The organism is Enterococcus sp. BWT-B8, from assembly GCF_020567625.1.
Lineage (GTDB): Bacteria > Bacillota > Bacilli > Lactobacillales > Enterococcaceae > Enterococcus_L.
In genome coordinates this window covers 100,245-124,101 of the sequence record NZ_JAJDJV010000010.1, presented here as the reverse complement: position 1 = coordinate 124,101, position 23,857 = coordinate 100,245, and the positions used below count along the sequence as shown (strand labels likewise).

Here is a 23,857-nt window from a genome sequence, read left to right as displayed (position 1 = left end):
AATTTACTTTTTTTCAGTGAGACAAAATTTCCAGAGTATGCCTTCCAGGAAAATATACTGAAAAAGTTGTTCTTAATCTCTTGACCTAAAGTTCACTTCAGGGGGTATTCTTGAAAGTATTGAAGGAATCTATTCAGTGTAAGTTAAATATTTGAAGATTTTATAGATACATGGAAGGGAGAGGTTTATGAGAATATTAATTTTGGGGGCTGCTGGAGAGATTAGTCGTCGGTTCACTAAAAGGATTTTGAATGAGCGGCAGGATGAACTGATTCTTTACGCAAGAAATGGCACTCGTCGGTTAACACGATTAAAACCAAAAAGAGAAAAAATTATTGATGGTGATTTTACTGATTGGAATATACTGGTGGAGGCAATGGAAGGAGTGGATATTGTTTATTTAAATAGTCTGGACTCTCCGGCAGCGACACAGCAGATTTTAAATGCTATGAAAATTTGTGAAGTAGATCGATTAATCTGCTCTTCTATTTTGGGAATTTATGATGAATTAATTGCCAGATATGGACATTCCTATGCTCGGATAGCAGGAAATACTTTGGTAGATCACCAAAAACTTTCTGCTGAAATTATTGAACAATCCGGAATCAATTATACAATTCTACGGATGACATGGCTTTACAATCAGAGAAATAATGAAAGATATGTTTTGACACAAAAATCGGAGCCCGTCAGGGGCAGGCAAGTTGCCAGAGAGGCAGTTGCCCGGTTATTGATGGATATTTTGGCTGATCCCGAGTGTTATGCTCAACAAAGTCTGGGAGTAGCCGAGCCGAATGCAGACTGGACTGCGCAGTTTTATATTGATGGTACCTTTCGGGCATGTGATGTCCGTCAACAGGTATTGGACGAATGGAAGTAAGGTGAACTGACAAGGGCTGGAATATGGGCTGTTAAGATGATTTTAGTTTGAGAAGGGATAAGGTGGAGGAGTATAGATGATAAAAAATGAAGAAATAGAGAACGGCATTATTTTTCCGGTTAGAGAAATAAATGAGGTGTTTTCCCAGTATTTTATCGGTCAAAATTATCTTCAAATGTTGATTGCTGATTCGGCTGTTAATGTTGATGTGTGAAATGTGACTTTTGAGCCGGCTGCTGGAATTACTGGCATATTCATTGAGATGGCTATCAGCTTTTACTGGTAACGAGCGGAGGAGGCTAGTGTCAGGAAGAAGGTTAGAAAGCCAGATTGTTAAAGGTCGGAGATACAGTTATCACTCATGAGGGTGTGAAGTATTGGTATGGAGCGGCAAAGGATAGCCGGTTTGAGCATATTACGATAACTGTCGGCATACCGGAATAGCTGGAACTTATTTCAGATGATGAGTATGGTCCAATAATTAATTAGAGAAAAAAATTATTTAAAAAAGAGAAAGACTTCTTTGATAGGAATTTGTAAAAAGTCTCAATCTTGAAGATGATATATAAAGACTGAAGTCTTGTTATCTTCTTTTACAAGTATATTGGTAGAGAAATAATAATTAAAAGACCCGGAGGAACCTTCATAAATGAAGATCCACCGGGTTTTTTGTATGAAAATGAATTAAATTACTTACTTAAAGGTATTATGTACTTTATAAAGAGAAAAAAACAGTTATTTATCTGACTTTAATCAAAGTTATTCATTCTGAAAGACTTGTTTTTCGTGTTCAATAATTTTTGATGTATCATATAAAATAAAAATTGAAGTGTTATTTTCAAAATGTTATGATTTTTAAATGAGTATTTAATTGTAAAAAATATGTTTTTTTTTGAGAGAGAGAGAAAAAATGGCTGTGTGATTTCTGCCTTATTAAATCAAGGGTAGTAATGAAACATATTTCTTAATTCAGCTAAAATTAGGAAATGTAAATGTTATTAAAATAATTATTTACAACAGAAAATTTTACAATCTGTTCATTACTTGTCGATATTATCTTAGCAATGTACTTAGTTTTTGTCAAGATAATCATAAAAATTTCACTTTTATTTTTTTATGATTTGGAAAATCAGAAAAACATAAGAATTTTTAGAGGAAGAAGGAGGGGAAATACAAAATGAGCCGTCAAAAAAATTGTCAAGTATTACTAGTGATGAGTGGAGAAAAGGGGAGATTCAATTGGCGAAAAAAGGTGAGAATATCTATAAACGAAAAGATGGCCGATGGGAAGGCAGATACGTAAAGGCAAGAACCAGCACTGGGAAAATCATCTATGGTTCTGTTTATGGGAAAAAATACACTGAGGTGAAAGAAAAATTATTCAAGGTAAAAGCACAACATCTTGAAAATAGTGCAGTGATTAATCCTTACTATGACCTATTTTCTGACTGGCTTCAATATTGGGTGACAACTCAGGTGAAAAATCAGGTAAAACCTACTACGTATTCTAACTATTTCCGCTTGATTAAGAAGCATATACTACCGCTTCTAGGAAACTATCCACTCACAAAACTTCAAACAAAAGATTTACAAAATTTTATTTTTATTCTACAAAAAGATTTATCTGCAGGATCAATAAAAAATATATTCAGCATTGTAAAAAAATGCTTGAATGATGCAAAACGTCAGTCATATATTGTGGAAAACCCCTGTGATTTTGTAGAGCTTCCAAAAGCAAAAAGAACAGAGGTCCATGCTTTGTCTATAGAGCAACAGAGAAAATTGGAATTTGTTGCATTTCAGGAGAAAGGATGTTCACCAGTCATACTGTCTCTTTATTCCGGCATGCGAATTGGGGAGATTAGCGGCTTAAAATGGTCTGACATTGATATAGAAAATGAGCTTATCTACGTTAGGCGAACTGTATCCAGAGTGCTGGATGAGTCTTCTTTGCATTCAAAGACAAAATTGATAGAAGGGACACCTAAATCCAGCCGTTCAATCCGTCAGATTCCACTGGCAAATAATCTAAAAAAATATTTGTTGGAAAAACATAAGAGGGCTGCTACAGAATATGTCATAGAAGGTGCAACTGGTTTAGTGGAACCAAGAACAATAACGAATCATTTTAAAAGAAATTTAAAGGATGCCGGATTGAAAGATGTCAAGTTCCATGTATTGAGAAATACGTTTGCTACAAGGTGCATAGAAAAAGGAATAGATGTAGCCAGTTTAAGCAAAATCCTTGGACATCAATCAATAAAAATGACATTGGACACATATACAGACTCACTGATGGAAACAAGGCGACTGGCTATGTCAACAATCGATACCATGTTTTACGGGTCAGTATAACACGTCAGAAAAATGGTCATATTTTTTTTAATCCCGCATTACTATTGGAATTAGAAAGAATTTTCTCAATTTTAGCTGAATTAAGAAAGTTGTCAATTATTTACTTTGTAAAAAATAGTGGGATAAGAAAGAAAAAAATAGTTGAGCTGTAACAAATTGATGCTGTAGGAAATAATGTTTTAACTGAGGTGCAAAGAATTAAGGTTGTTTGTAAATGTTGTAAAAAAAAAGATAGAAGATTGGAGCGGTGACACTAAATGTTTGGACTAGGTAAGCGTAAAGAGGAACAAGATTATAATGATGTCTATGTTTATGAAGATGAGTATGAGGACGAGTACGAGGATGAGTATGAAGAATACGATGACGAAGAATATGATGAAGAGAGCTATGATAGACAGTCGCAATATTCTACAAAGAGACAACGGGAAAAAGAAGTTCAGAGCGTTGCTGAGTCTGGCATTTCCAAACAGGAAGAAGAAGAGTTGCGCTTTGAGATTGATCATTTAGAGGAAACGGTGGAACGATTGACAGGTCAGTTGGAAGTGAAACAGGAAGAACTTTATAATGTGACCAATTTACTGACTGAAAAAGAAAGTCTCTCTGATGCAGCTGTAAGTGAACTGAGAAAACAAGTAGATGAAGAAATTTCTCAGGTTCGCAGCGAGTCAGAGGCAGTGTTAAGAGAGTATAAGAATCGCATAGAGATGCTGGAAGATGAGCTGTCTGAACGTAAAAGACAGGTTCGCACACAAGATAGGCAGGTAGATTCTGTCAAACAGTCTTATGAAAGAAAAATAGCCGAGCAGGAGCAGCGAATTCATGAGCTGCAAGGGAAAACACATCAGCAGGAATCACTCAAAAATGATTTGGCAAATATTATTATTGAAACAAAAGAACAACAAAAAGAAACAATTACACGTGCGCAATGGGAAGCGGAGCAAATTCGTGAAAATGCACAAAGTGAAGCACAACGAGTGTTAACAGAAGCTGCAATGGAGTTACGTCTGATTAAACAGGCGGCAGAGAAACATCGGGAACAGCTGATTGAAATGAAAAATGAATCCGGTAAGCTGTTTGACCAGCTGATTATCAGAACGGAGAAACTAAGTCAGCAGGAAATACGGGGAGGGGACTTTACCATTGAAGGTAAGAGAGCTGCAAGTGAACATTTACCCGACATTAGCCCCGTCAACAGAAGAGCTACTCTATAAAAGAGAAGAGCTGGACGAATTATGTTATGTTTGTGAAAAAATCCATTTGAACAGGGAAATATTGGGGAAGTATGAATGTGATCAAGTCAAACAGCGTTTTCATTCTATGTTAAAAATAATGACCTTTGTTCATCATATGGAGTTTTCAATAATATCAGGAAAACTGAACTGGGAGCAGCTGATGCAAGACCTAGCTGTTTTACTCCCTCAGTTTGCCTGGATTAGGTGTAAAATGACAAAGAAAAAAAATAATCGATTTATTTATTATGTTGATTTTATTCCAGTTGTGTATCGTGAAACTAGCTGTACTTACGATATTCATCTGCAGGACAGTATCCAACAACAACTGTTTTATAGTCCAAAAGAATCAGTTAATAATTTATGTTCAGATATTGAACAAAGTATTTTATCTAAATCTTTAATACACCCATCGCAAGAAACAGAAATTAGCAAGAATGAACTTTATTCAGAGCCGCAGGAAGAAGCTACCTGTTTTATCAGAGAAGCGACCAGCTTGAAAAATCAGCTGTTGATATATCAGGAAGAGCTTAAACGAAGTAATTATACGAAAGAACGGATGCGAATTGCAAATGAGAAGCTGGAGATTCTGATTGAAGAAATGGAGCGGGCTGCAATATATAGCGGCATCCGTCAGTTAAACTCTTCAAAAGAAACTGATGAGGATAAAGAATATTTACATATTGCTTTTCGGGAATACTCTTATTTAATGCAAAAAGCCAAATATTTAGAAAAAATTTGGAAGCAGAATAGAGAGCTAACTATGCAATCAGAAAAAACAGTTGGAAAAACTCCAAACTATAAGTATAAAAATCAGGTGGAGGAGATCAAATCGACAATTTTGGATAGTGATGTATTTTTAACGATGAATAAGTGCAGAGAGATTGAAGAAAATACCGTAATTAATCTCTATCCATGGTTTCGTAAGCCTTTTGTTAAACTAATGAAAGCAGACTACATTAGTTTGAAGAATAAGGCTGCCTATTTTGATTTATTACAGGGAGAAAATTACTTTTTAAGAAAATTAATCTACGATTGTCAACCTATTAACAGCTATCAGGTGAAATGATTTGTTCTTATATTCGATGGTAGCATTAGGTGTTTGAGTACATATACAGGGGGAATTAAAATGTGCACAGTTGGAATAATAAATGTTTCTGGAGAATTAGATGAATCCTATATCGGAGCCTTGGCAGAAGCGCAGCATGAGATTGTTTTTATGGATTCAGAGGATTTACTGTTCACAGCAAAGGAGACTGATGCAGTAGTTATATATGCTGAAGAAGAACAATTTGTTGGAATGGTCTGTAATTTAATTTTACAGATTAAAGATAAAAAGCATTCGTTTATATGGGTTGTTTCAAAAAAAATATCTGATGTTAATCGGCTGGTTTATCTTCAGCTCGGTGCAAATGGAACAATTCAGAAACCATGTACACCGACAGAATTCCAACTAGTTTTGGCAAATACTGTGAATCATTGCAAAGTCAAGAGTGAGGATGAAAAGTCTCTAAAAAATGCTAAACAAATAGTAGAATTGCGTAATCACAGTCAAAGTATGATGATTGATGACCGAATTGAAATTGGTTTGACCAGATTGGAATATCGTTTAGTGGATGCTTTGCATAGTGAACACGGAAAAGTGTTTGGCTATGAGGAACTAAATAAAATTCTTTGGAAAGAAAATGGAGTAGAAGATTACAAAATGCGCATTGCAAATTTAATTTTTTATTTAAGAAAAAAAGTCGAAGATCATACCGGCTGTTCAGAATTTATTCGAACGATCCGTTTGAAAGGCTATATGTTAAATCCGGAATTCAGTATTTAATTGATTGAAGGTGTGCAGTTGTTGTTGCATACGAAAGTAGTTGAATGTTAAAAAATGGAAAACTATTTTTTAGTAAGGGTAATTGTTAAAATCAGATGTTTTTTCGGGTTAATTATTTGAAAATTCTGACAATAAACAATAGTTGATAGATGAAAGTTTTTTCTAACCTTCTGATTTAAATAAGCTGAAAGTGTTGCAGCCGTGAATGAGAGGAGGTCTGTTTACATGTACAGACGTAACATTCAGATAAAACAATACACGCTATTATTCTGGCTGCACTATGTTGCTTCGCTGGTATTACTGACTGTTTTTTCTATCGTATTTTATTTTTGCTATTTTACTGACTTTCAGGAAAAAGTGACATTGGCTCATTTAATTTTGATGGTTCTGCTGATTATGCTAACCACTTTTTTTCGAATAAATGCCTGTCACTATCAAAGATTTTTATGGAAGGAAGAAGAAGCGGCCCGTGTACGGATGAGTAAAGAAAAGTTGCAGCAATTGAGGGAGGATACACAATTTTATGAATAAAAAATTGAATTATTTCACTGCTCTGACGATTTGTGCAGGGTTGCTGTTTTTGGGTGTAAAAAATGTACCCGGCAGAATTTTGGCACAGGAACAGAACCAGACATCTGAAAGTACAGAAGAGACAGAAAGAATGGAATCAACAGATTTGAATACTGCTGAATTATCAGTTTTAGATATAGAGGAAACAACAGACAGCAGGTTGGAAGCATTAGAATTTTCAACAGATACAACAGAATCAACAGATGTAACAGATACAACATATGAAAGCACAGCATCTTCAAGTATGGAAGAGCCGTCTAGAGAAAGCCAAGAAGAGATAGCTACTACAACCTCTTCGGTCACTGAAGATTCTTCTGTTACTGAAAGCTCTGCCAGTCAAACAACAGAGTCCAACAGAAAAGAAACCTCACAAACAGAGGCAGCGGAACAAATGGAGGAGGAAGCAGCTGAGTCTCTTCCAGGAAGTGCTGTAACAGAAGAGGTGGAGGCAAATTATGAGTTTTCAGTTGTAAAAAATCAGAGCACAGGCGAGTTTATTGATTCGATCAGCTCATTTGCACAGGAAATTGCATGGAACAATGACTTATACGCTTCGGTAATGATTAGTCAGGCAATTTTAGAAACAGGTTCTGGCGGAAGCAGTCTTTCTCAGGCACCTAATTATAATTTATTTGGTGTCAAAGGTGCGTATGACGGAAAAAGTGTCAGCTTCCTCACTCAGGAAGATGCAGGAGACGGGAGCTTGTTTACTATAACTGCCAGCTTTAGAAAATATCCTAGCTACAAAGAGTCATTGGAAGATTACGCGAAATTGTTGAAAAATGGTATTGACGGTAATAAGAATTTCTACAGTAAAACGTGGAAATCCAATACTGAAAGTTATCGAGATGTGACGGCTTTTTTAACCGGCAGATATGCAACAGATACACAATATGGAAACAAATTGAATGCATTGATTGAAGCCTATGATTTAACAACCTTTGATGGCAATGTTATAGAGAAAAAGAAAAGCAAGCCTTCTGAGAAGGCAAAGCAGATAACAGATACTGAGCTTGATTCAAGAGCAATTGAGATTGTAGAAAAAGTGAAAGATGCCTATAAATTTGGCTTTAGCAACAGTCAAGAGACCGATCCTTCACAGACCACAACCTACATTTTTAAAAACTGGACGGAAGAAAAAATGTCTATTTTCAAACAACCTGCCAGAGAAATTATGGGTAGTCAAGTCGTTTCATCTACAGTTGATGATACCTTTTCAGAGAGTTCAGAAGTCGATGAGGAATAGAATTGAAACGGTGCTGAATAGTTTGCGAAAAAACTGGAAAATCGAGATGGCTCATCATGAAGAAAAATAAAGAGGGGCGGGTTAAAACAGCTGTGACAGAGATCATAAAGAACAGACAGCTGGATGAACGAGGTTTTTCATTACTGGAAATACTGATTGCCATTGTTTTGTTGGGGACTTCGTTCTTGTTTCTGGCATCAATGATTTATCAAAATAATCAGGCAATTAAGCTCAATAAACGAAAAGAAGAAGCAATCTTTGTTCGTGAAGACATTAAAGAATGGCTGCTTTATAAATCACAGCTGCAGGATATTGCCAACTTAAATTCATTTGTTTTTATTGAATTCAAAGCGTCGCTTGACGAGGGACAGATAGCTAGAAGGAATCATTTGATTCTGGATAACTCCGGCATTCAAAGAGATGTGCTGACAGGTAAGGGCAAGTATGGAGAGATTGAAGTGCCGTTGAGTGATGATGAGCGGGGAACCTTTATCCAAAAGCTTAAGTATCATTTGACGGATGCAGATTTTTTGCCGGAATCACTAAGAACGGATGGGAATCAATTATACATTGGTCAATATGTTGATCGTTTTAATGAAGAAACTGATTTTTTAGTGAAAATTGTTGTGAATCACAAGGTTGGGGTTTCCGAATACAATCCGCGGACAGATGGTGTAAGCTTGAATATTTTAATTTATGACAAACAAAATGGCAGCTTGTTAACGGAAACTTACGTGAACTGGGTTGTTGAATCATAGGAGGGATATAGTGAGGAAGCTGTTGCAGGATGAAAATGGACTTTCAATGTTTGAATTAATTGGAGCAATTACCATTTTTGGGCTGGCTTCTTTCTTATTTTCCGCTATATTATTCAGTATTTTCAGAGCTTCTGTATTGCAGGGACAACAATTGGAGCTGCAGCAGACAGCTAATAATCTGGTTGCTCAAATGGAAGGAATCAGTAAAATTGAAAATATTTATAAAGATGCAGGGTATCGTGGAAAGTTTAACAGCGACTGGTCAGAGGCGCATATTGTCAAAATACTTGCTGCAGATAAAATGAGTGAGCTTCTGTCGATTGACCAGGGAGACAATCCTTTATACATTTCAGATATTTTAGATACTTCCAATCAGCGAGCTAGCAGTTATCATGTAAAGGATCAGAATATCAAGATTAAACTGATTCAGCAAAAAAATGAAAATGAAGTTACAAAGACTATTTACGCAACACCCAACTATCGGGATACATTCAGTATTCAAACCAGCGGAGTCATTCTTTTTTATAAAGAAGAGATTGAATTCAGCGATTATTACGACAGCTCTGCAGGATTATGGGCGCTTGAACAGCTGTTGGCTGAAAATGAAGCTTCTATTGTCTACAGCAGGAAATTTGTACTGACCTACAGAGATGATGAGAAAGCGAGCGGGGAGGTTCCTGGAAATGGAAGATGGTAAAGATGAAGCGGGCTATGCACTGCTCTATACACTTGGAGCAATTTTACTGATCAGTATGATTGTCGGTGGCATTTTCATTTTGGCAAGAACCGTATTTTTCCAGATGGAAAGAGTAGACAGCTTGAAAAAGGCAAAGGATGTTGAAGAATATGCTTTGCAGGAAGCCAGCAGCCAGATCAAAAAGAAATTAGAGCTTGAACTTTCTGAACTTGGAGCGGGAAGCAGCTTTGGAACAGACGAAATAGTTCTGAGAAACCTTGTGAACGGCTGGATTGGTGATTTTGAACTTTCAGATGAGGGGCTCGGCAGCGGACAGCAGTTTTCTTACCGCGCAACGTTTAAAAACAGTGATCTCAGTGCCAGAAAGATTCTGCCCTATGTACTTGATACGGATATAGGGAGTTACGGCTGGAAGCAGTCCTCCACTGATCTTGCGAAAGTGACAAATGTTGAGCTGACTTTTCCGATCAGTGTTGAGGTCACTGAAAACAGGAAGGGGACGGTAACAACTGCTTCCGCTCAATGTGAGTATATTTATGAAATACAGTGGGATGAAGTAGAGGTAAATGAGGAAATTGTTGCATTGGATGTATGGCGCAACGTATTTTATTCCTATTATCTGCCCAACAGTGCCCAAACAATTTCAGCCGATGAATGGATGCGAAAAGTTGATCGAATTTATCGTTACCAAGCAGATGTTCAGTACTTTGATTATACTTCCTATAATAATTATTCCAGCTTTCAGTTTGGCGAAATGAACGGACAGATACAGGATATTCGTGATGGACTTTTCTTGGATTTTTCAACAGGGAATAAAACGATTGGACAACTTGGTTTTTCAGGGTCTTTATTTCTGGAAAACGGTGTAACCCTTAAAGGGATTGGGGGAGGTCAGCTTCAGACAGATAATTTACTTGTTTTAAGTAATGCAGCGAATCCCTCTGCTTCTCTTTTGAATTATCTGCAGGTTGATCAGGTTGTTGCAAAGATTGGGACATATATTGACTTTCCTAAAGAGCAGTCCAGATTTATTTTGGAATCAGGTCAGTTTACCACAAGTAATCTGCTGATAAACAATACAAATACAGTAAAAAAGGCTAATGTTTCTTCTGAAGGAGTACTTTTTTCAAAAGGGAATTTGATAGTGAATAAAGTTGCCGGAGCAGAAAACTTTTCTTTTGCCAACTATTCTGTGGAGGCGGGCAGGAAAAATCCCAAAGACAATTTGTGGACGGAGTTTTTAAAAGGTTCAATGGTTATTGCCAGTTCCAGTTTGTTTGCAGGACCGATAAATGAAAACAGCTCCCTCCATTCGGAATCGGGGGATACTCGAACAATTATGGTTGCGGGTAATTTTATGTTGACGAATGCAATGCTGTCAAGTGAGACAGGTGAAGATGGTTTTTCCTATTTTCAGGAGGAAGCAACTTTTACCCATCCCAATACACCTTCAAAAGTTACACTGGACGGTTCAGCAACCAAGATGATTGTCAGTGGTCAAAGCTTTATCGATTCGCCAAAAACGGAACGGCGGCAAGCATTGACAGAAAATGATTCAGCTTCCTCTTTTAACGGATATTACAAGGATAAGGATTTCTGGAACAGTATCAGTTTAAAAAACGGTGCGGTGATGGAGCTCGATTATACAGGCATTGAGCCGTTCAATCTGGATATTCAAAAAAATTCTTATTTATCTTTAAAGACATTGCCTGACTTGGCGTTGTTTGATACAAGCTTTATTGAGTACAGTGTCAGCAGAAGTCAGTTAAACGGTAAGCTGATTATTCAGCCTTTCAATAAAAAAGATGCAACAAGTTTAGAAACAAAAATGACGAGTGCAGCAATTCCTGTTGAGGTAGTTAATACATTTGCTGAAGCTGAAGCTGCAGAGGATGGTCAGGTAGTCATCGTTATGCCGGTAAATACGTCGGATAAAGAAGCTGCACAGATCATTTCAAGAACATTTGATTATGTGGGAACCATAGATTATTAAAGGGGAGAGCAATGTGAGACAAGAAGAGCGACCAATTGGAAGACATCGGAGCAGACCTGTCAGTGAGCGTTCCTCGATCAAACATCAAACCATTGATCTTTTCAATAGTTCACTGGATAAACAATTACTGGAGCTGATTCCAAGAAGTTTTGCGAAACAGTATAGTGTGTTTCCGATAAAAAGAAAACGCAATCGTTTGGTTGTAGCTATGAGCAATCCTGGTGATTATGCTGCACTAAATGAATTGCGTTTGATTACAGGATTGTTGATTGAGCCGGTTAAAGCAAACGAGGCAGATATTCAACAGTTGATTGTTCGTGACTACCCATCAGAAATTAATATGGAAGGTCTGCTTGAATCAGATCTGCCGGAAAAGGAAAGTGCGGCATTCAGTGAAACGGGCAATGACGATTCGCCGATTATCAAACTGGTGAACACATTGATCCATGATGCGATTGACCGGAGAGCCAGTGATATCCATTTTGATCCGCAGGAAAAGTATCTGGCTGTTCGAATTCGAACAGATGGAGAAATGAAGGAATTGAAAATACTGCCAAAAAATATTCAGTCAGCAGTGACGTCACGTTTGAAAATTATTTCTTCTCTGGATATAACTGAAATACGTGTGCCTCAGGATGGTCGAGCAATGCTTAAAGACGGACATAAAATCATTGATCTTCGGGTATCTGTGTTACCGACCATTCATGGTGAAAAAGTAGTTATTCGGATATTGGATCGTTCCGTAGGTATTCGAAAACTGGAAGATTTTAAGTTCAATACTCAGATGCTGATAGAGTTTCGCAACCTTTTAAAGCAGCCTCATGGAATTATTCTCGTTACGGGGCCTACAGGTTCAGGGAAATCTTCTACTTTATATGCCGCTCTGGGAGAGTTGAACAAACCCAATGTCAACATTATTACTGTAGAGGACCCTGTGGAGTATCAGCTGGAAGGAATCAATCAGGTGGCGGTAAACAGCAGTATCGGCTTGTCTTTCGCCAGTGGATTGCGCTCTATTTTACGGCAGGACCCTAATGTTGTCATGGTCGGAGAAATCCGAGACGGTGAGACAGCTGAGATTGCCATACGTGCTTCTATGACTGGACATTTGGTCCTGTCTACACTGCATACCAATGGCTCTGTGAGTACCATCAATCGTCTGGTGGATATGGGTGTAGATACCTTTCTTGTTGCGAATTCTTTGGCTGGAGTACTTGCTCAGCGTTTGGTTCGAACTATTTGTTCGGGCTGCAAAATAGAAGAGACTGCTTCAGCAGCTGAAGCAGCCTTTTTAGAAGAAAATCAGCTGCATGCCCGCCGACTGGCCAAAGGGAAAGGCTGTGCAAAATGTGGGTATACAGGCTATCAGGGGCGAATGGCTGTACAGGAGCTGTTGACGGTAACACCGGAACTGAGAAGGATGATTACCAGACAGGCAACCAATGATGAACTGCAGCAGTATGTCCGTCAGCAGGGAATGAAATTCCTGATTGATGATGGATTGGAAAAGGTTCTGGCTGGCTATACAACAATTGAAGAGGTATTAAAAGTTGCTGCACAGGAATGACATATTGAATGAATGGGGATGAAGCAGTTGAGAGAGTGGGAAACAGAACGTCCAAAAAAGTACAGAAACAGAGAGCAGGAGGGAGTCACGAGACGTCGAATCTCAAATCAGGACTACCGTTCACGCTATTCAGAGGCAATGACAGCTTCTGATGATCCAATCCGGCCCGCTGCTTCTGCATCCGTCAGCGGTTCGGTTTCGCCTAAGAAGCAGTTGGACGACTGGCTTAGATTGGCGGTTGAAAAGAAGGTATCAGATATTCACCTTATTGAAGGAGTTCCGCCGATGTTTCGTCTGCATGGAAATCTGCAGCCGATAGAAGGAATGCCGGTTTTGTATTCAGATAAAATTTCTGCTATGGGGGAATCTATCTGTACAAAAAAACAATGGGCGGATTTTAATGAACTGGGCGAAGTGGATTTGGCTTATGAGTTAAAAAATGTCAGCCGCTTCCGGGTAAATATTTTTAAGCAGATGGATGAAGTGGCCATCGCATTACGTCAGATTCCCATTGAGATTCCAAACTTGGATTCTTTGGGTGTTCCAGATGCGTTGCGCAGAATGATTCACAAAAGTCAGGGCTTGTTTCTTGTGACCGGACCAACCGGTTCTGGTAAATCGACAACCCTTGCCGCTATGCTTGACTACCTGAATGATACGAAAAAAACCCATGTTCTTACATTGGAAGACCCTGTGGAATATATACATAATCATAAGAAAAGCATTATTTCCCAAAGAGAAATCGGTCGGGATACAGCGTCATTTTCCAATGGACTGAGGGCAGCCTTACGGCAGGATCCGGACGTGATTCTGGTAGGAGAAATGCGGGATTTCGAAACAATTTCAATTGCTCTGACTGCAGCTGAAACCGGGCATTTGGTTTTAGGCACACTGCATACATCCAGTGCTCCTTCAACGATTGAACGGATTGTTGATGTTTTTCCGGCAGAGCAGCAGTCACAGGTTCGTACACAGCTGGCAGGAGCGCTTGTAGGTATCTTGTCTCAGAGGCTTCTGCCGACGCGAGATGGCAAAGGCAGAGCAGCCGCCACGGAAATGCTGATTAATACTAAAGGGATTGCCAGTATTATTCGCTCCGGCAAGACACATCAAATCAGCAACATGCTTCAAATGGGTAAAACCGAAGGTATGCATACGATGAGCGGCTCAATCACACAGCTGGTCCAGTCTCAACGTGTAGATGCAGAGATTGCAGAAAGTTATCTCGAAGAAGGAAGTGATTTTTAGTGGCGTTGTTTACTTATCAGGGGATGAAATACACTGGTGAGAAAATGCGAGGGAGTATTCGCGCTAATTCAGTAATTGAAGCGAACAGCCTGCTGAAAAAAAAGCATATTAAGCCGCTGTCATTAGTTGAGCAAAAAGAGACGGCAGCTAATAAGGAACTCAACTTGTTTTCCAAAATCAGTTTGAAAGTACTGGTCGCATATTTACAGCAGTATTCAACACTGATTACTTCCGGCATTACGGTGCTGGAAGCAGCAAACATGTTGGAGGAACAGCAGCAGGATAAGAAGTTTAAGAAAATACTGACAGAAGTAAAGCAGGATTTAGAGGCGGGGTCTACTTTGTCTGAAAGCTATCGTAAACATCCCAATGCTTTTCCGACATTACTGGTTAATGTTATTGCGGTAGCTGAGATGTCTGGCTCATTGGAGAAAAATTTACAGCAGATGGCCAACTACTATGAAAAAAGCTCTGCAAACCGCAGCAGTATAATCACTGCAATGATCTACCCAATCCTCATGTTGATAGCTTCTATAGGGGTAGGAATATTTTTAATGCTTTCAATCGTTCCTATGTTCGTGGGAGTTTTTGAAAGCTTTGATGCAGAACTGCCGTTGATTACGAAAATAACCATGAAGATCAGTGAATTTCTTCAGACTAGAGGGGGCGTGATTGTGTTGATTATTTTCCTTATCTGGCTGGGGATTTTCATCGGGAAAAAGAACCCTGCATTTCAGCTTCAATATGACACATTCAAACTGAAGGCACCGATCTTTGGAGAGTTTATCCAAAAAAGCTATTTCTCTGTATTTATGACGACGTTGTCTTCTTTATTGTCAAGTTCTGTTCCTATGGTTACAGCATTGTCAATGAGTAAAGAAGTTGTGAATAATCAGTTTGTTAGAAATATGATTCAACAATGTGAAACAGAGGTAGAGCAGGGCGGGAGAATCAGTGAGGTTTTTTCACAAAACAGTGTGGTCCCGATTTTGGCAACACAGATGGTAAAAATCGGTGAAAATACAGGCTCTCTTGAAGATATGCTTGAAAAGTTAAGCAAGATTTTTGAGGCTGAAGCAGATGAGATGAGTGTTCGGATTAAGACCATAATGGAACCTTTGGTTATGCTGATTATTAGCGGTATTGTCGGCTTCATCATTGCCGCAATTATGATTCCGATGTTTTCCATGTATGGTTCTATTCAGGGATAAAAAGGAATGATGAATATATCTGCCGAATTGAAGCAACAGCAGTAGATAGAATAATTTTTTGAGTGAATAACACTTGGAAGAATTTGTTCAACGTCGAATGTGTTATTAACTGGAAACCTAGACATCCAGTTAATATAGATGAACTATAAAATTAGAAACAATCAGGAGGAGAAACGAAAAATGATAGAAGCTTTAACGTTTCAAGAAGAAAGCAGAATGAGTCGTCTTTTAAAAGATGAGCGAGGAATGACTTTAATTGAATTATTGGCAACAGTAGTAATTTTAGCCATTATTGCAGGGATCGGGATTGTTGCAATTGGTAATGTGATTCAAAATTCACGGGAAGATTCTGCTGTTGCAGAAGTACAGCAGGCGATGAGTGCTGCAAATCTTTATCAATTAGATCCATCAATAGATGGCGATTCTTTTAATTTGGAGGATGTTAAAGAAGCGAAGTACTTACAACAAGCTGGTAACTGGGCTAGTTTGGAAAATGTTCAGTTTACAGTTCAAGATGACGGTACTTTGGTTATTGATGTACCTGCCGATCAGTTGTCTGCTGGAAATATTAAAAATAAATCCTTTACTGGGAATGCTGATGCTGTTGCAGTATTGTCAAGAGCACAGTTATTCCATGATGAATAACGTTTGATTTCTGTAAGTGAAGAAGGAGTTTTTTTATGAATATATTGAGTTACACAATACCCTCAAGTATCGTTTATTGCTATATATTTGTCATAGGAATGTGTCTGGGCTCATTCTTCATGGTTGCAGGCTATCGAATTCCCCGTAAAGAGACGCTGGTGGGACGCTCGCACTGTGAGAATTGTCAGCATGAACTGGCCTGGTGGCAGCTGATTCCGGTTGTTTCCTATATTTTCTTAAGAGGGAAATGTAAATATTGTACATCAAAAATAGGGGCAGCTGCCCCTGTTTTTGAGCTATTTACCGGAACTCTGTTTATGGGTACGGCAATGCAGTTCAATTTGTCTCCGGAAGTGCTGGTGGGCTGGCTGTTGATTTCTTTACTGCTGATTATCAGTGTATCTGATGTTCTATACCAGATTATTCCTAATAAAGTATTACTGCCGTTTTTCATTGCAGCAGTTTTAGAACGAATCATCATTCCTCAAAATCAGCATTGGTGGTATCCGGCGGCTGGTTTTCTGGTCGGCTTTATCCCGTTATATATTTTGGGAGAAGTCAGTAAAAAAGGAATGGGCGGCGGTGATATAAAACTTTTTGCCGTGTTAGGTGTTTTTCTGGGACCTGTTCAAGTATTTGCTTCTTTGTTTTTCGCAGCACTTATTGCACTTATTTTTGCTCTTATCTGGTTTGCTTATAAAAAAGAAAGACAGAAGTATATTCCGTTCGGTCCCTTTATCGCAATCAGTTCAGTGTTGGTTTATCTAATTTCAGCAGGTATTGGCAGGTAACACTTGGGACTCTAAATTGAAAAAGGCAGGTAGTAAAATGTTTGGAAAAAGAAAACATGCCGCAATCGGTATTGATATCAAAAAAAATATTCTAAGATATTGCACGACAAGAAATAATCAGCTCGTCTTTGGAGAAAAAATAATAAATGGTTCTTTTTTTAAAAATGGCAAATTAAGAAATCCGGAAGAGTTCATTTATATTCTGCAACAAATTGCTGCAGAGGTACATAGGAGAAACCCGGATTTTATATTTTCTGTGATGAATGAAAAGCTTCTGATTCGTCAGGTACCTTTGGGAGATATGAAATCTGAAAAGGAAATTCGAGAGTTTTTGTATTTTGAATTAGGGGAATCAATTTCGTTGCCATTTGATAATCCTATTTTTGATTTGCTGATTCTTGAGCAGCAGAATAAGAAAAAAGTAAATAGAAGAAGAGGCAGACACCGTCAGGAAAAAAATGCTAAACGCGCCGTTAAGATTCAGCGCAATCGGTTTGCTGTAAACGGTAAAGTGCCGGTTGTAGTTACTTCGGCACCTCTTATTGAGGAGGTGGGAGATTGCATTCACCAAAGCGGCGGACAGCTTATAGGGGTAGATTGTAGTGCTCTGGTCTATTCTCGTATTTTACAGAAGCGTATTAATTGGGGAGAGAATTTTCTGTTAGTGGAGTTGGATGCTGGGATGGCAACGATCACTATTTTTGAGCAGTTGGTCCCTGTGTATGTTCAGCATGATGATTATAACCAGGTGAACTGGAAATTTTTGGAAACAGAACACGGCGTGAAAACAGAATTTAACCACGTTGTTGAACTGGAAGAACTGGAAAACCTGGGGATAACTATTCGAAATGTTGTCCACTATTTTGAAACGGAGATCTCTTCTGGAAAAGAGCTGGTACAAATTTATTTAGTGGGCGGGCATCCGCTGTTGACCAAGGAAGTTTTGAAGATCATCCAGGCAACAAATGAACTGCCGGTGAAAGAGCTGCAGTCACCGTTAAGGCTTTCGAATCAAAAACGTTTACCGGAACGCTTTTTACTGGCTGCCGGTTTGTCGATGAAAGAGGTTTGATGAATGAACGTTAACTTATTACCGAAAAAATTTATAAAAAATCGGGCCATGGATGTCATCATTGTTACGACAGCTTTGATTTCAGCGATCCTGATTATCGCTTTTCTGATTACACACCTCTTTTTCACAACGCAAGTACGAACCTATACTAACAATGTTCAGATTGCTCAAACAGAAAAAATTGAACTGGAGAATAGAATCAATGAACTGCAGCAGGCGCAGTCACAAGCGATGCAGGATTTTTTACTAGTTTTAAAGGGAGAACAAAAACTGATGGAGCCGATCATGAGTGCGTTTAATGATATTGCACATAAGCTGAATTTGACACTGATAAATTATGAAGTCTATCTGGCTGAAGGAGAAGCTGCAGGAAACCAGAAGTTGGTAGGAGAAGACGGTACAGAGCTTTTACCTACAATTACCATTAAATTCAGAGGAGACCTATTTTCCAATTCTCCAAGCTTTAAAGAGAATGTTGAAATGCTTGAATGGGTCTATGATTGTCAGCCGATCTCAATGAGTCGCGACAATGATTATGCAGAAGCGGAGTTTGCAGTTCGGCTGAAAATGGCAGATGTCCCTGTAGTTTTGATGAAGGGAGAGGCTGCTGATGAATAGAGTATTGTTTACCAAAAAACATATATCTATTTCAGTATTGATTTTGATTGCCATCGTTTCGCTGAGTATCGGCAGCTGGTTTTTGATTATTGCGCCTAAAAGTAAGGAACTGGGAGAATTGAATCAAAAATTGTCTGCCGTTAATGAAGAAATCAAACAGCAAGATAATTTATTGAGAAAAGTGGAGAATCTGCCAACATTATTGGAGTCGGATACGGTTAAAAACGAACCGGTTATTCCCAATGGACTCCAATTACAGAAATATTTTGATCAGCTTAGACAGCTGGATGAATCATTGGGCATTTCTCTTCAGCATATTTCTTTTGACAATATAGTCATCTTCCCAGATCCGGAAAGCGGTGAAAGTGGAGAAGCTTCCGCAGCCGGGCAGCTGAAACAGTTGCAGAATACGACCGTTGGAATTGACATTCTTGCGAGGAATGAATCAGATTTACTTAACTTTGTGAAAGAACTGGAGTCTGCGCAACGATTTACCAAAATTGGACAAGTGAGTTATCGCTGCAATCCTGATGCTGTCGGAGAAGATGCTTATGCTTTTTCAGCAAGTATTATTATGCAAATGTATTACATCTCTTATGCAGAAACCGGCAAACCAGTTGAATGAGAAAATAGGAAAAAGCTTTAATGAAAGTAGTTAAAAATGTGTTTCAGACTTGTTCTATCGGTTGTGGAAAACAGGTTCATCTTTTCCTGTGTTCACATGCAGAGAGTTGTGCAAATAAATTAATAGTCAACTTAATTGGCAGCTTGTCTTGCATGACCATAAGACATGCGACGAGCATTCAAAGAAGCAACAGGAATGAATTATTGCTAACGTATCTGATTGTCAGTTCGCATACCGCTGTCTCTTTGGATAGGGAATAAATTTTGACAAAGTTATCCCCATTAGAGCATTGCATACCCTCTCACTAGTTTATTTATTTTAGTGAGACGGGCAATCCCACTAGCTGCTCGTTCTGATCATTGAACCACATAAGTTAAAATTTTCTATTATTGAATATCATTTATAAAATACCTTTTAATATAAATTACAATCTGATCGGAGTCCTGGAGCAAGTACTGTGATTCAATACTGCCCATTGTAACGCGTTTACTTCACTATCTAAGACAGCATAATTAGATTGTTGCAAGTGAGGGGCGAAAATAGATTGTAAATCTTTGTATATCAAGAATTTGGAAGGTTTAGGTGAATATATTTTGAATTACCTATTGTAGAGGAGGAAACAGATGAAGAAGAAACGCAGAAGAATTGTTCAGCCTAAATTGCTGATGGTAATAGGCAGCCTGCTGCTTACAGTATCTTTACTGATTATCCTGGTTATTAACTTTTTGGGGAATCTTGGGAAAAACAACTATGTTCTTTCCAGTGAGTACAATGATCAGCAGAGTCACTATTATGTAACGATTGAAATCAATCAGCCAAAGGAGGAAACGATCCTTTTCCAGTCAACAGATGCTATGTCTGTCTCAATGGAATCACTTGAGGATTTTCAGTCTGATGAAGTGGAGCTTACAGAAGCACCGAATGAAGAAAATGGGGTTCAGCTAAAAATAAAGGCAGCCAATAAAAAGGTTCGCCTGTCATTGCCGATTCCCATTCTTGAAACAGAGGAACAAACCTTCCAGGTAGTTCGAAAAGGCAAGGTAATTAAAAAACACAAGGTAGCTATTTCAACAGAAAATCTTGAAGCAGCCGAGTTGGAAGAGGTGGGAACCACAGCAGAAACAGAAAAACTATCATCTACCAATTCGGTAGTAAGGATGGCTGACCTTTCGTTGAAAAATAGCAAGAATCAGTTTGTATTGTTGGATGACAGTCAGTCAGAAACTGCTGTTGTCAGCACGTATCAGGAGTTGATTACAGCAGTAAACACTGCAGCTGTTTCTAAAATTGAATTTGCTGAGAATATTGTTGCCACAAGTACAAGACTGGCAAATATTACCAGAGATTTAACTATAGACGGAAAAGGGTATGCTTTTACAACGACAGCCAATACAGCGTTTACGTTGGGAGATACTAAAAAGGCAGATTGTACGTTTGAGCTGTTGAATCTTTCAGTAAATTATTCAGCTAGAAATGATGGCTTTATTTTTGCTTCTAATACAGCAGTTTCTTTTTATTGGACGGTTAATATCCAGAATGTTGAAGGCTCTTATGAGCAAGTTGGTACAGCAGGCCCCTATTTTCTAAGTATCCCTCAGGGAAATGTCAACATACAGGGAAGATTTTATTGGTACAGCAGCAATACCATCCCGTCTTTAAACAATTTTAAAGGAGTAATCTGTGCTTCAAATGTTCATATAACAAATAATGCAGACGTACGAATTACAGCGGCGCATACGATTATTCGTCTGTATCCTGGAACAAATTCAGTTGAAACATCCTTGATTATAGATCAAGGTTCAAAGGTCGTCTTGGCCAGTGATTTGCGACAAGCAGTCTGGGCAAACTATGAGGGGGCTAGTAATGTGATCGTTTTTTCAGTAGTAGGTGAAGGGACGACACTGACCGCTACGTCAAAAGGGTCATTCTATGGTTCTGACGGCGGGGTTATCACGCTTCAGGGCAGTGCAAAAGACGGACGTATTTCCAAGACAGAGGTTTTGGGAGGAGCGGTTGTTCATGTCTATGCGCAGGCTTCAAGCTCTGAAGCAGGAAAGGATAATCCAAGGACATCCTCAGCATTTGTCAATCAGGTTATAGACGGCGTTTTTAATCTGGATGGTGAGGGCAGTATTTTAACTTTGGAAGCAGATGGTGAAGCACATAATTATTGTTCAACATTACGCTTTCGTCTGGTAGGTGCACAGACATTTTCTGTTACGAACAATGCAGAGATGAATGTGATTAAGCATTCTGGGGCAGCAGCAGCGGTAAGACTGTATGGTAGAGACAACAGCTTTATTGCTAAATCCGGCGGCAAGGTGAATATTGTGAAAAACGGAAATAACCGGGCGCAAAATGGCGGTGATACAGGTGGTCAGCAGGCGATACAATTCACTGTTGATTCCTATGGCGTTTCACTTTTTGAAATCGAGGATCCTGGAAGCACCATTTATGCAAAATCTTCTGATGGTCCTGCAATTGAAGCACTAAGTGGTGATTTCCGGTTCATCATAGGAAAGGACTCAACCTTTCGGATGGAAGGAACAACCTATGGCGCAGAACGAGGTATTGTTCATGCTGGAGCAGCCCAAATTGATATTCAAATAGATGAACCCATCTTTTATGATTTTAGGAATAATCGTATCAATGGCGGACAGGTTTTTTCAACCGGTATTTTTGGAAATAACCAGACGTTTACTTCAAATAATGTTAGTCTTTCTGTCTGGAAAAAGAAAAACAATGTTGATTTGGATGCAAATCCTGATGTTTTTTGGAGCAAAATCGGCTATGAGTTGACTGGGAGAGATTTTAAGACTATTTCTTACTCTGAATTTCCCGGTCAGTTCAACGCCACTAATTATGAAGGAGCTGATAAGTATACACGAATGACTGGTAATAACTATCGGGCGGTTGTTGATGAACTGAGAGTACCTACAAATGCGGATAAACATGTTTATGGTCATGTAACGGTCCCATATTCTGATGATGGAAGTGAATCCAGAGATGCTTGGGAAGAAGAAGTTTGGATAACCCTTCAAATCTTAAATGCTGACGGTACTGAAAAAGAAAAGGCGATTGTGTCCACAAAAGGGATGAATGATGTCCTGCCGGGTGTAGCTGTGTATGGTGAAGCAGCCAGAGGAGGTATCTTTGAGTGGGAATTAGACGATTTTCTTCGTGAAGGGGAACGGGTCAACGTGCTGGATGCCTATCGCGGCGGTTCCATGGATGCTTCTTCCAGTCAAAATATTCATAGTAATGCAGAAGACATCAAGGTTGAAACAGTCGTTGTTCAGGATGTCACTCCTCCAATGAGTCTGACAGGTGATATGGAAAAAGTTACTGATACAACGAAGCAGTTGACTGGAATGATTGATTTATGGGATGAACGAGATCAGAAACAGATGGACAAAGTACTTATTTTTGCGAAAATAGGTGAAAATTTCCTGACAGACAATGATGGAAATTTATTGTATGAAGAAATTACTGCAGATAGTGAATCTGTCTCAGATTCAGAACTGACAAAGAAAAAATGGGTGTTTGACTTATCTGACTATCTGCTTGTAGGAGAAACTATTGAAATCTTTGCAAAAGATACTGCTGATGTGGTAGGGACAAGCGGGGCACTGCCGGATACATTTACAGACACCCCTAATGGAGCGGCAGGAAATATTAATCCGTCGGCTTTTACCTATGACAGCTATGAAGGGTATCATGACGCGGTTGGTGACCAACGGTTTACTCCATCACTATATTTTGAGGCAACAGCAGCGGCGCCGTCAAACCCGGAAATCATTATTGAGGTTCCGGAAGGATTTGATCGTAATGAGGAAGATATTCCGATTTTAACAAAAGGAAACCAGCTGCTTTACGAAATAACCGTTAGAAGCGGCGACAGCAGAAATTCCGGAAGGGATCCTGTTAAAAAGCCGAAAGTAACAGTGACTTTATCAGATCAGCTCCAGTATGATTCATTCGATAAACTGTTGAATAATTCGGCTGTTGATTCTTATGAGTATAAATCAGCGGAAAATACACTGGATGTTTACCTGAAATCAGAATTGAAGCCAGGGAATATTGTATCCTTCAGTTTAAGTGCGGTAGTAAAAGATGATACACAGGCTATTAAAACAACAGCAACAGTTATCGGAGAATCCACACTTGAAGAACCATTTATTATTGGTCCGCCAAATGATACACATAATCATAAACAGCTCAGTGCAGAAGACAGTGTACTAGTTGTTCCTGGTGTGAAGAAGGAAAGCGGTGAAGCTGTCTATCTGTCTGTGGTCAATCAGCGATTGAAGGTTTTCTATTCCAATATTACTGAATTTACGGTGTATATGGATGGCAGTGTCTATAAAACGTATACAGTGCCATTAAAAAAGACAACAGATTCAATGCAGTTGGATATTCCAGTTGATGAAATTCGAAATAAGATTTCTGTAAAATATAATGATGGAGCGGTCGATAAATGGGTGTACTGGAATAATAAATGGGACTTTGTTACAGAATAGGAGT

Annotated in this window: 20 protein-coding genes; all 20 read left to right on the top strand. The window is 38.8% G+C overall.

Annotation, left to right across the window (positions count from 1 at the left end; all coding sequences use genetic code 11):
* The first annotated feature begins 187 nt into the window (after positions 1-187).
* Positions 188-880 carry an NAD(P)H-binding protein gene (locus LI951_RS10680; protein WP_229442125.1) on the top strand — a complete coding sequence of 231 codons (693 nt, stop codon included), beginning with the start codon at positions 188-190 and terminating at the stop codon, positions 878-880.
* A 76-nt stretch (positions 881-956) separates the two neighbouring features.
* Positions 957-1,094 (top strand): hypothetical protein, encoded by a 138-nt coding sequence (locus tag LI951_RS15415; protein ID WP_420705930.1) that lies wholly within the window; start codon positions 957-959, stop codon positions 1,092-1,094.
* 1,025 nt (positions 1,095-2,119) lie between these two features.
* Positions 2,120-3,235 carry a tyrosine-type recombinase/integrase gene (locus LI951_RS10670; RefSeq protein ID WP_229442124.1) on the top strand — a complete coding sequence of 372 codons (1,116 nt, stop codon included), beginning with the start codon at positions 2,120-2,122 and terminating at the stop codon, positions 3,233-3,235.
* Between the two features lie 257 nt (positions 3,236-3,492).
* Complete coding sequence (locus tag LI951_RS10665; RefSeq protein ID WP_202067073.1) at positions 3,493-4,446, top strand: hypothetical protein; 954 nt, start codon at positions 3,493-3,495, stop codon at positions 4,444-4,446.
* Positions 4,447-4,678: 232 nt separating this feature from the next.
* A complete protein-coding gene (locus LI951_RS10660) occupies positions 4,679-5,533 on the top strand; it encodes a hypothetical protein (protein WP_229442123.1) in 855 nt (284 codons plus the stop codon).
* 60 nt (positions 5,534-5,593) lie between these two features.
* Entirely contained in the window at positions 5,594-6,292 is a 699-nt protein-coding gene (locus tag LI951_RS10655) for a winged helix-turn-helix domain-containing protein (RefSeq protein ID WP_202067071.1), read from the top strand.
* Positions 6,293-6,517: 225 nt separating this feature from the next.
* On the top strand, positions 6,518-6,823 hold the full coding sequence (locus LI951_RS10650; RefSeq protein WP_229442122.1) for a hypothetical protein: 306 nt from the start codon (positions 6,518-6,520) through the stop codon (positions 6,821-6,823).
* The gene (locus LI951_RS10645) at positions 6,816-8,108 is read left to right on the top strand and encodes a glucosaminidase domain-containing protein (RefSeq protein WP_229442121.1); all 1,293 of its coding nucleotides are present in this window, start codon (positions 6,816-6,818) and stop codon (positions 8,106-8,108) included. The genes LI951_RS10650 and LI951_RS10645 overlap by 8 nt, the downstream gene beginning before the upstream one ends.
* A gap of 56 nt (positions 8,109-8,164) precedes the next feature.
* The gene (locus tag LI951_RS10640) at positions 8,165-8,866 is read left to right on the top strand and encodes a type IV pilus modification PilV family protein (protein WP_229442120.1); all 702 of its coding nucleotides are present in this window, start codon (positions 8,165-8,167) and stop codon (positions 8,864-8,866) included.
* 10 nt (positions 8,867-8,876) lie between these two features.
* A complete protein-coding gene (locus LI951_RS10635) occupies positions 8,877-9,563 on the top strand; it encodes a type II secretion system protein (RefSeq protein WP_202067068.1) in 687 nt (228 codons plus the stop codon).
* Positions 9,550-11,556, top strand: coding sequence for a hypothetical protein (locus LI951_RS10630; RefSeq protein WP_229442119.1), 2,007 nt, complete (start codon positions 9,550-9,552; stop codon positions 11,554-11,556). The genes LI951_RS10635 and LI951_RS10630 overlap by 14 nt, the downstream gene beginning before the upstream one ends.
* A gap of 13 nt (positions 11,557-11,569) precedes the next feature.
* On the top strand, positions 11,570-13,123 hold the full coding sequence (locus LI951_RS10625; protein ID WP_229442118.1) for a GspE/PulE family protein: 1,554 nt from the start codon (positions 11,570-11,572) through the stop codon (positions 13,121-13,123).
* An 18-nt stretch (positions 13,124-13,141) separates the two neighbouring features.
* Positions 13,142-14,371, top strand: coding sequence for a type IV pilus twitching motility protein PilT (locus tag LI951_RS10620; RefSeq protein WP_202067066.1), 1,230 nt, complete (start codon positions 13,142-13,144; stop codon positions 14,369-14,371).
* On the top strand, positions 14,371-15,582 hold the full coding sequence (locus LI951_RS10615) for a type II secretion system F family protein (protein WP_202067065.1): 1,212 nt from the start codon (positions 14,371-14,373) through the stop codon (positions 15,580-15,582). Before LI951_RS10620 ends, LI951_RS10615 begins: the two co-directional genes overlap by 1 nt.
* A 180-nt stretch (positions 15,583-15,762) precedes the next feature.
* Positions 15,763-16,227, top strand: a complete 465-nt coding sequence (locus tag LI951_RS10610) for a type II secretion system protein (protein WP_229442117.1) — start codon at positions 15,763-15,765, stop codon at positions 16,225-16,227.
* Positions 16,228-16,262: 35 nt separating this feature from the next.
* Positions 16,263-17,018 carry a prepilin peptidase gene (locus tag LI951_RS10605; RefSeq protein ID WP_229442116.1) on the top strand — a complete coding sequence of 252 codons (756 nt, stop codon included), beginning with the start codon at positions 16,263-16,265 and terminating at the stop codon, positions 17,016-17,018.
* A 37-nt stretch (positions 17,019-17,055) separates the two neighbouring features.
* Positions 17,056-18,090, top strand: a complete 1,035-nt coding sequence (locus LI951_RS10600; RefSeq protein WP_202067062.1) for a hypothetical protein — start codon at positions 17,056-17,058, stop codon at positions 18,088-18,090.
* 3 nt (positions 18,091-18,093) lie between these two features.
* Positions 18,094-18,708 (top strand): hypothetical protein, encoded by a 615-nt coding sequence (locus LI951_RS10595; RefSeq protein WP_202067061.1) that lies wholly within the window; start codon positions 18,094-18,096, stop codon positions 18,706-18,708.
* Entirely contained in the window at positions 18,701-19,333 is a 633-nt protein-coding gene (locus tag LI951_RS10590; RefSeq protein ID WP_229442115.1) for a hypothetical protein, read from the top strand. The genes LI951_RS10595 and LI951_RS10590 overlap by 8 nt, the downstream gene beginning before the upstream one ends.
* Before the next feature lie 623 nt (positions 19,334-19,956).
* Complete coding sequence (locus LI951_RS10585) at positions 19,957-23,853, top strand: pectate lyase-like adhesive domain-containing protein (protein WP_229442114.1); 3,897 nt, start codon at positions 19,957-19,959, stop codon at positions 23,851-23,853.
* The last annotated feature ends 4 nt before the right edge of the window (positions 23,854-23,857 follow it).

What these genes read in the sequence shown, in the direction of transcription:
- LI951_RS10640 (WP_229442120.1), top strand. Translation starts at nt 8,165, where the DNA reads ATGAAGAAAAATAAAGAGGGGCGGGTTAAAACAGCTGTGACAGAGATC.
- LI951_RS10610 (WP_229442117.1), top strand. Translation starts at nt 15,763, where the DNA reads ATGATAGAAGCTTTAACGTTTCAAGAAGAAAGCAGAATGAGTCGTCTT.
- LI951_RS10645 (WP_229442121.1), top strand. Translation starts at nt 6,816, where the DNA reads ATGAATAAAAAATTGAATTATTTCACTGCTCTGACGATTTGTGCAGGG.
- LI951_RS10655 (WP_202067071.1), top strand. Translation starts at nt 5,594, where the DNA reads ATGTGCACAGTTGGAATAATAAATGTTTCTGGAGAATTAGATGAATCC.
- LI951_RS10595 (WP_202067061.1), top strand. Translation starts at nt 18,094, where the DNA reads ATGAACGTTAACTTATTACCGAAAAAATTTATAAAAAATCGGGCCATG.
- LI951_RS10605 (WP_229442116.1), top strand. Translation starts at nt 16,263, where the DNA reads ATGAATATATTGAGTTACACAATACCCTCAAGTATCGTTTATTGCTAT.
- LI951_RS15415 (WP_420705930.1), top strand. Translation starts at nt 957, where the DNA reads ATGATAAAAAATGAAGAAATAGAGAACGGCATTATTTTTCCGGTTAGA.
- LI951_RS10650 (WP_229442122.1), top strand. Translation starts at nt 6,518, where the DNA reads ATGTACAGACGTAACATTCAGATAAAACAATACACGCTATTATTCTGG.
- LI951_RS10630 (WP_229442119.1), top strand. Translation starts at nt 9,550, where the DNA reads ATGGAAGATGGTAAAGATGAAGCGGGCTATGCACTGCTCTATACACTT.
- LI951_RS10665 (WP_202067073.1), top strand. Translation starts at nt 3,493, where the DNA reads ATGTTTGGACTAGGTAAGCGTAAAGAGGAACAAGATTATAATGATGTC.
- LI951_RS10620 (WP_202067066.1), top strand. Translation starts at nt 13,142, where the DNA reads ATGAAGCAGTTGAGAGAGTGGGAAACAGAACGTCCAAAAAAGTACAGA.
- LI951_RS10585 (WP_229442114.1), top strand. Translation starts at nt 19,957, where the DNA reads ATGAAGAAGAAACGCAGAAGAATTGTTCAGCCTAAATTGCTGATGGTA.
- LI951_RS10600 (WP_202067062.1), top strand. Translation starts at nt 17,056, where the DNA reads ATGTTTGGAAAAAGAAAACATGCCGCAATCGGTATTGATATCAAAAAA.
- LI951_RS10660 (WP_229442123.1), top strand. Translation starts at nt 4,679, where the DNA reads ATGACAAAGAAAAAAAATAATCGATTTATTTATTATGTTGATTTTATT.
- LI951_RS10590 (WP_229442115.1), top strand. Translation starts at nt 18,701, where the DNA reads ATGAATAGAGTATTGTTTACCAAAAAACATATATCTATTTCAGTATTG.
- LI951_RS10680 (WP_229442125.1), top strand. Translation starts at nt 188, where the DNA reads ATGAGAATATTAATTTTGGGGGCTGCTGGAGAGATTAGTCGTCGGTTC.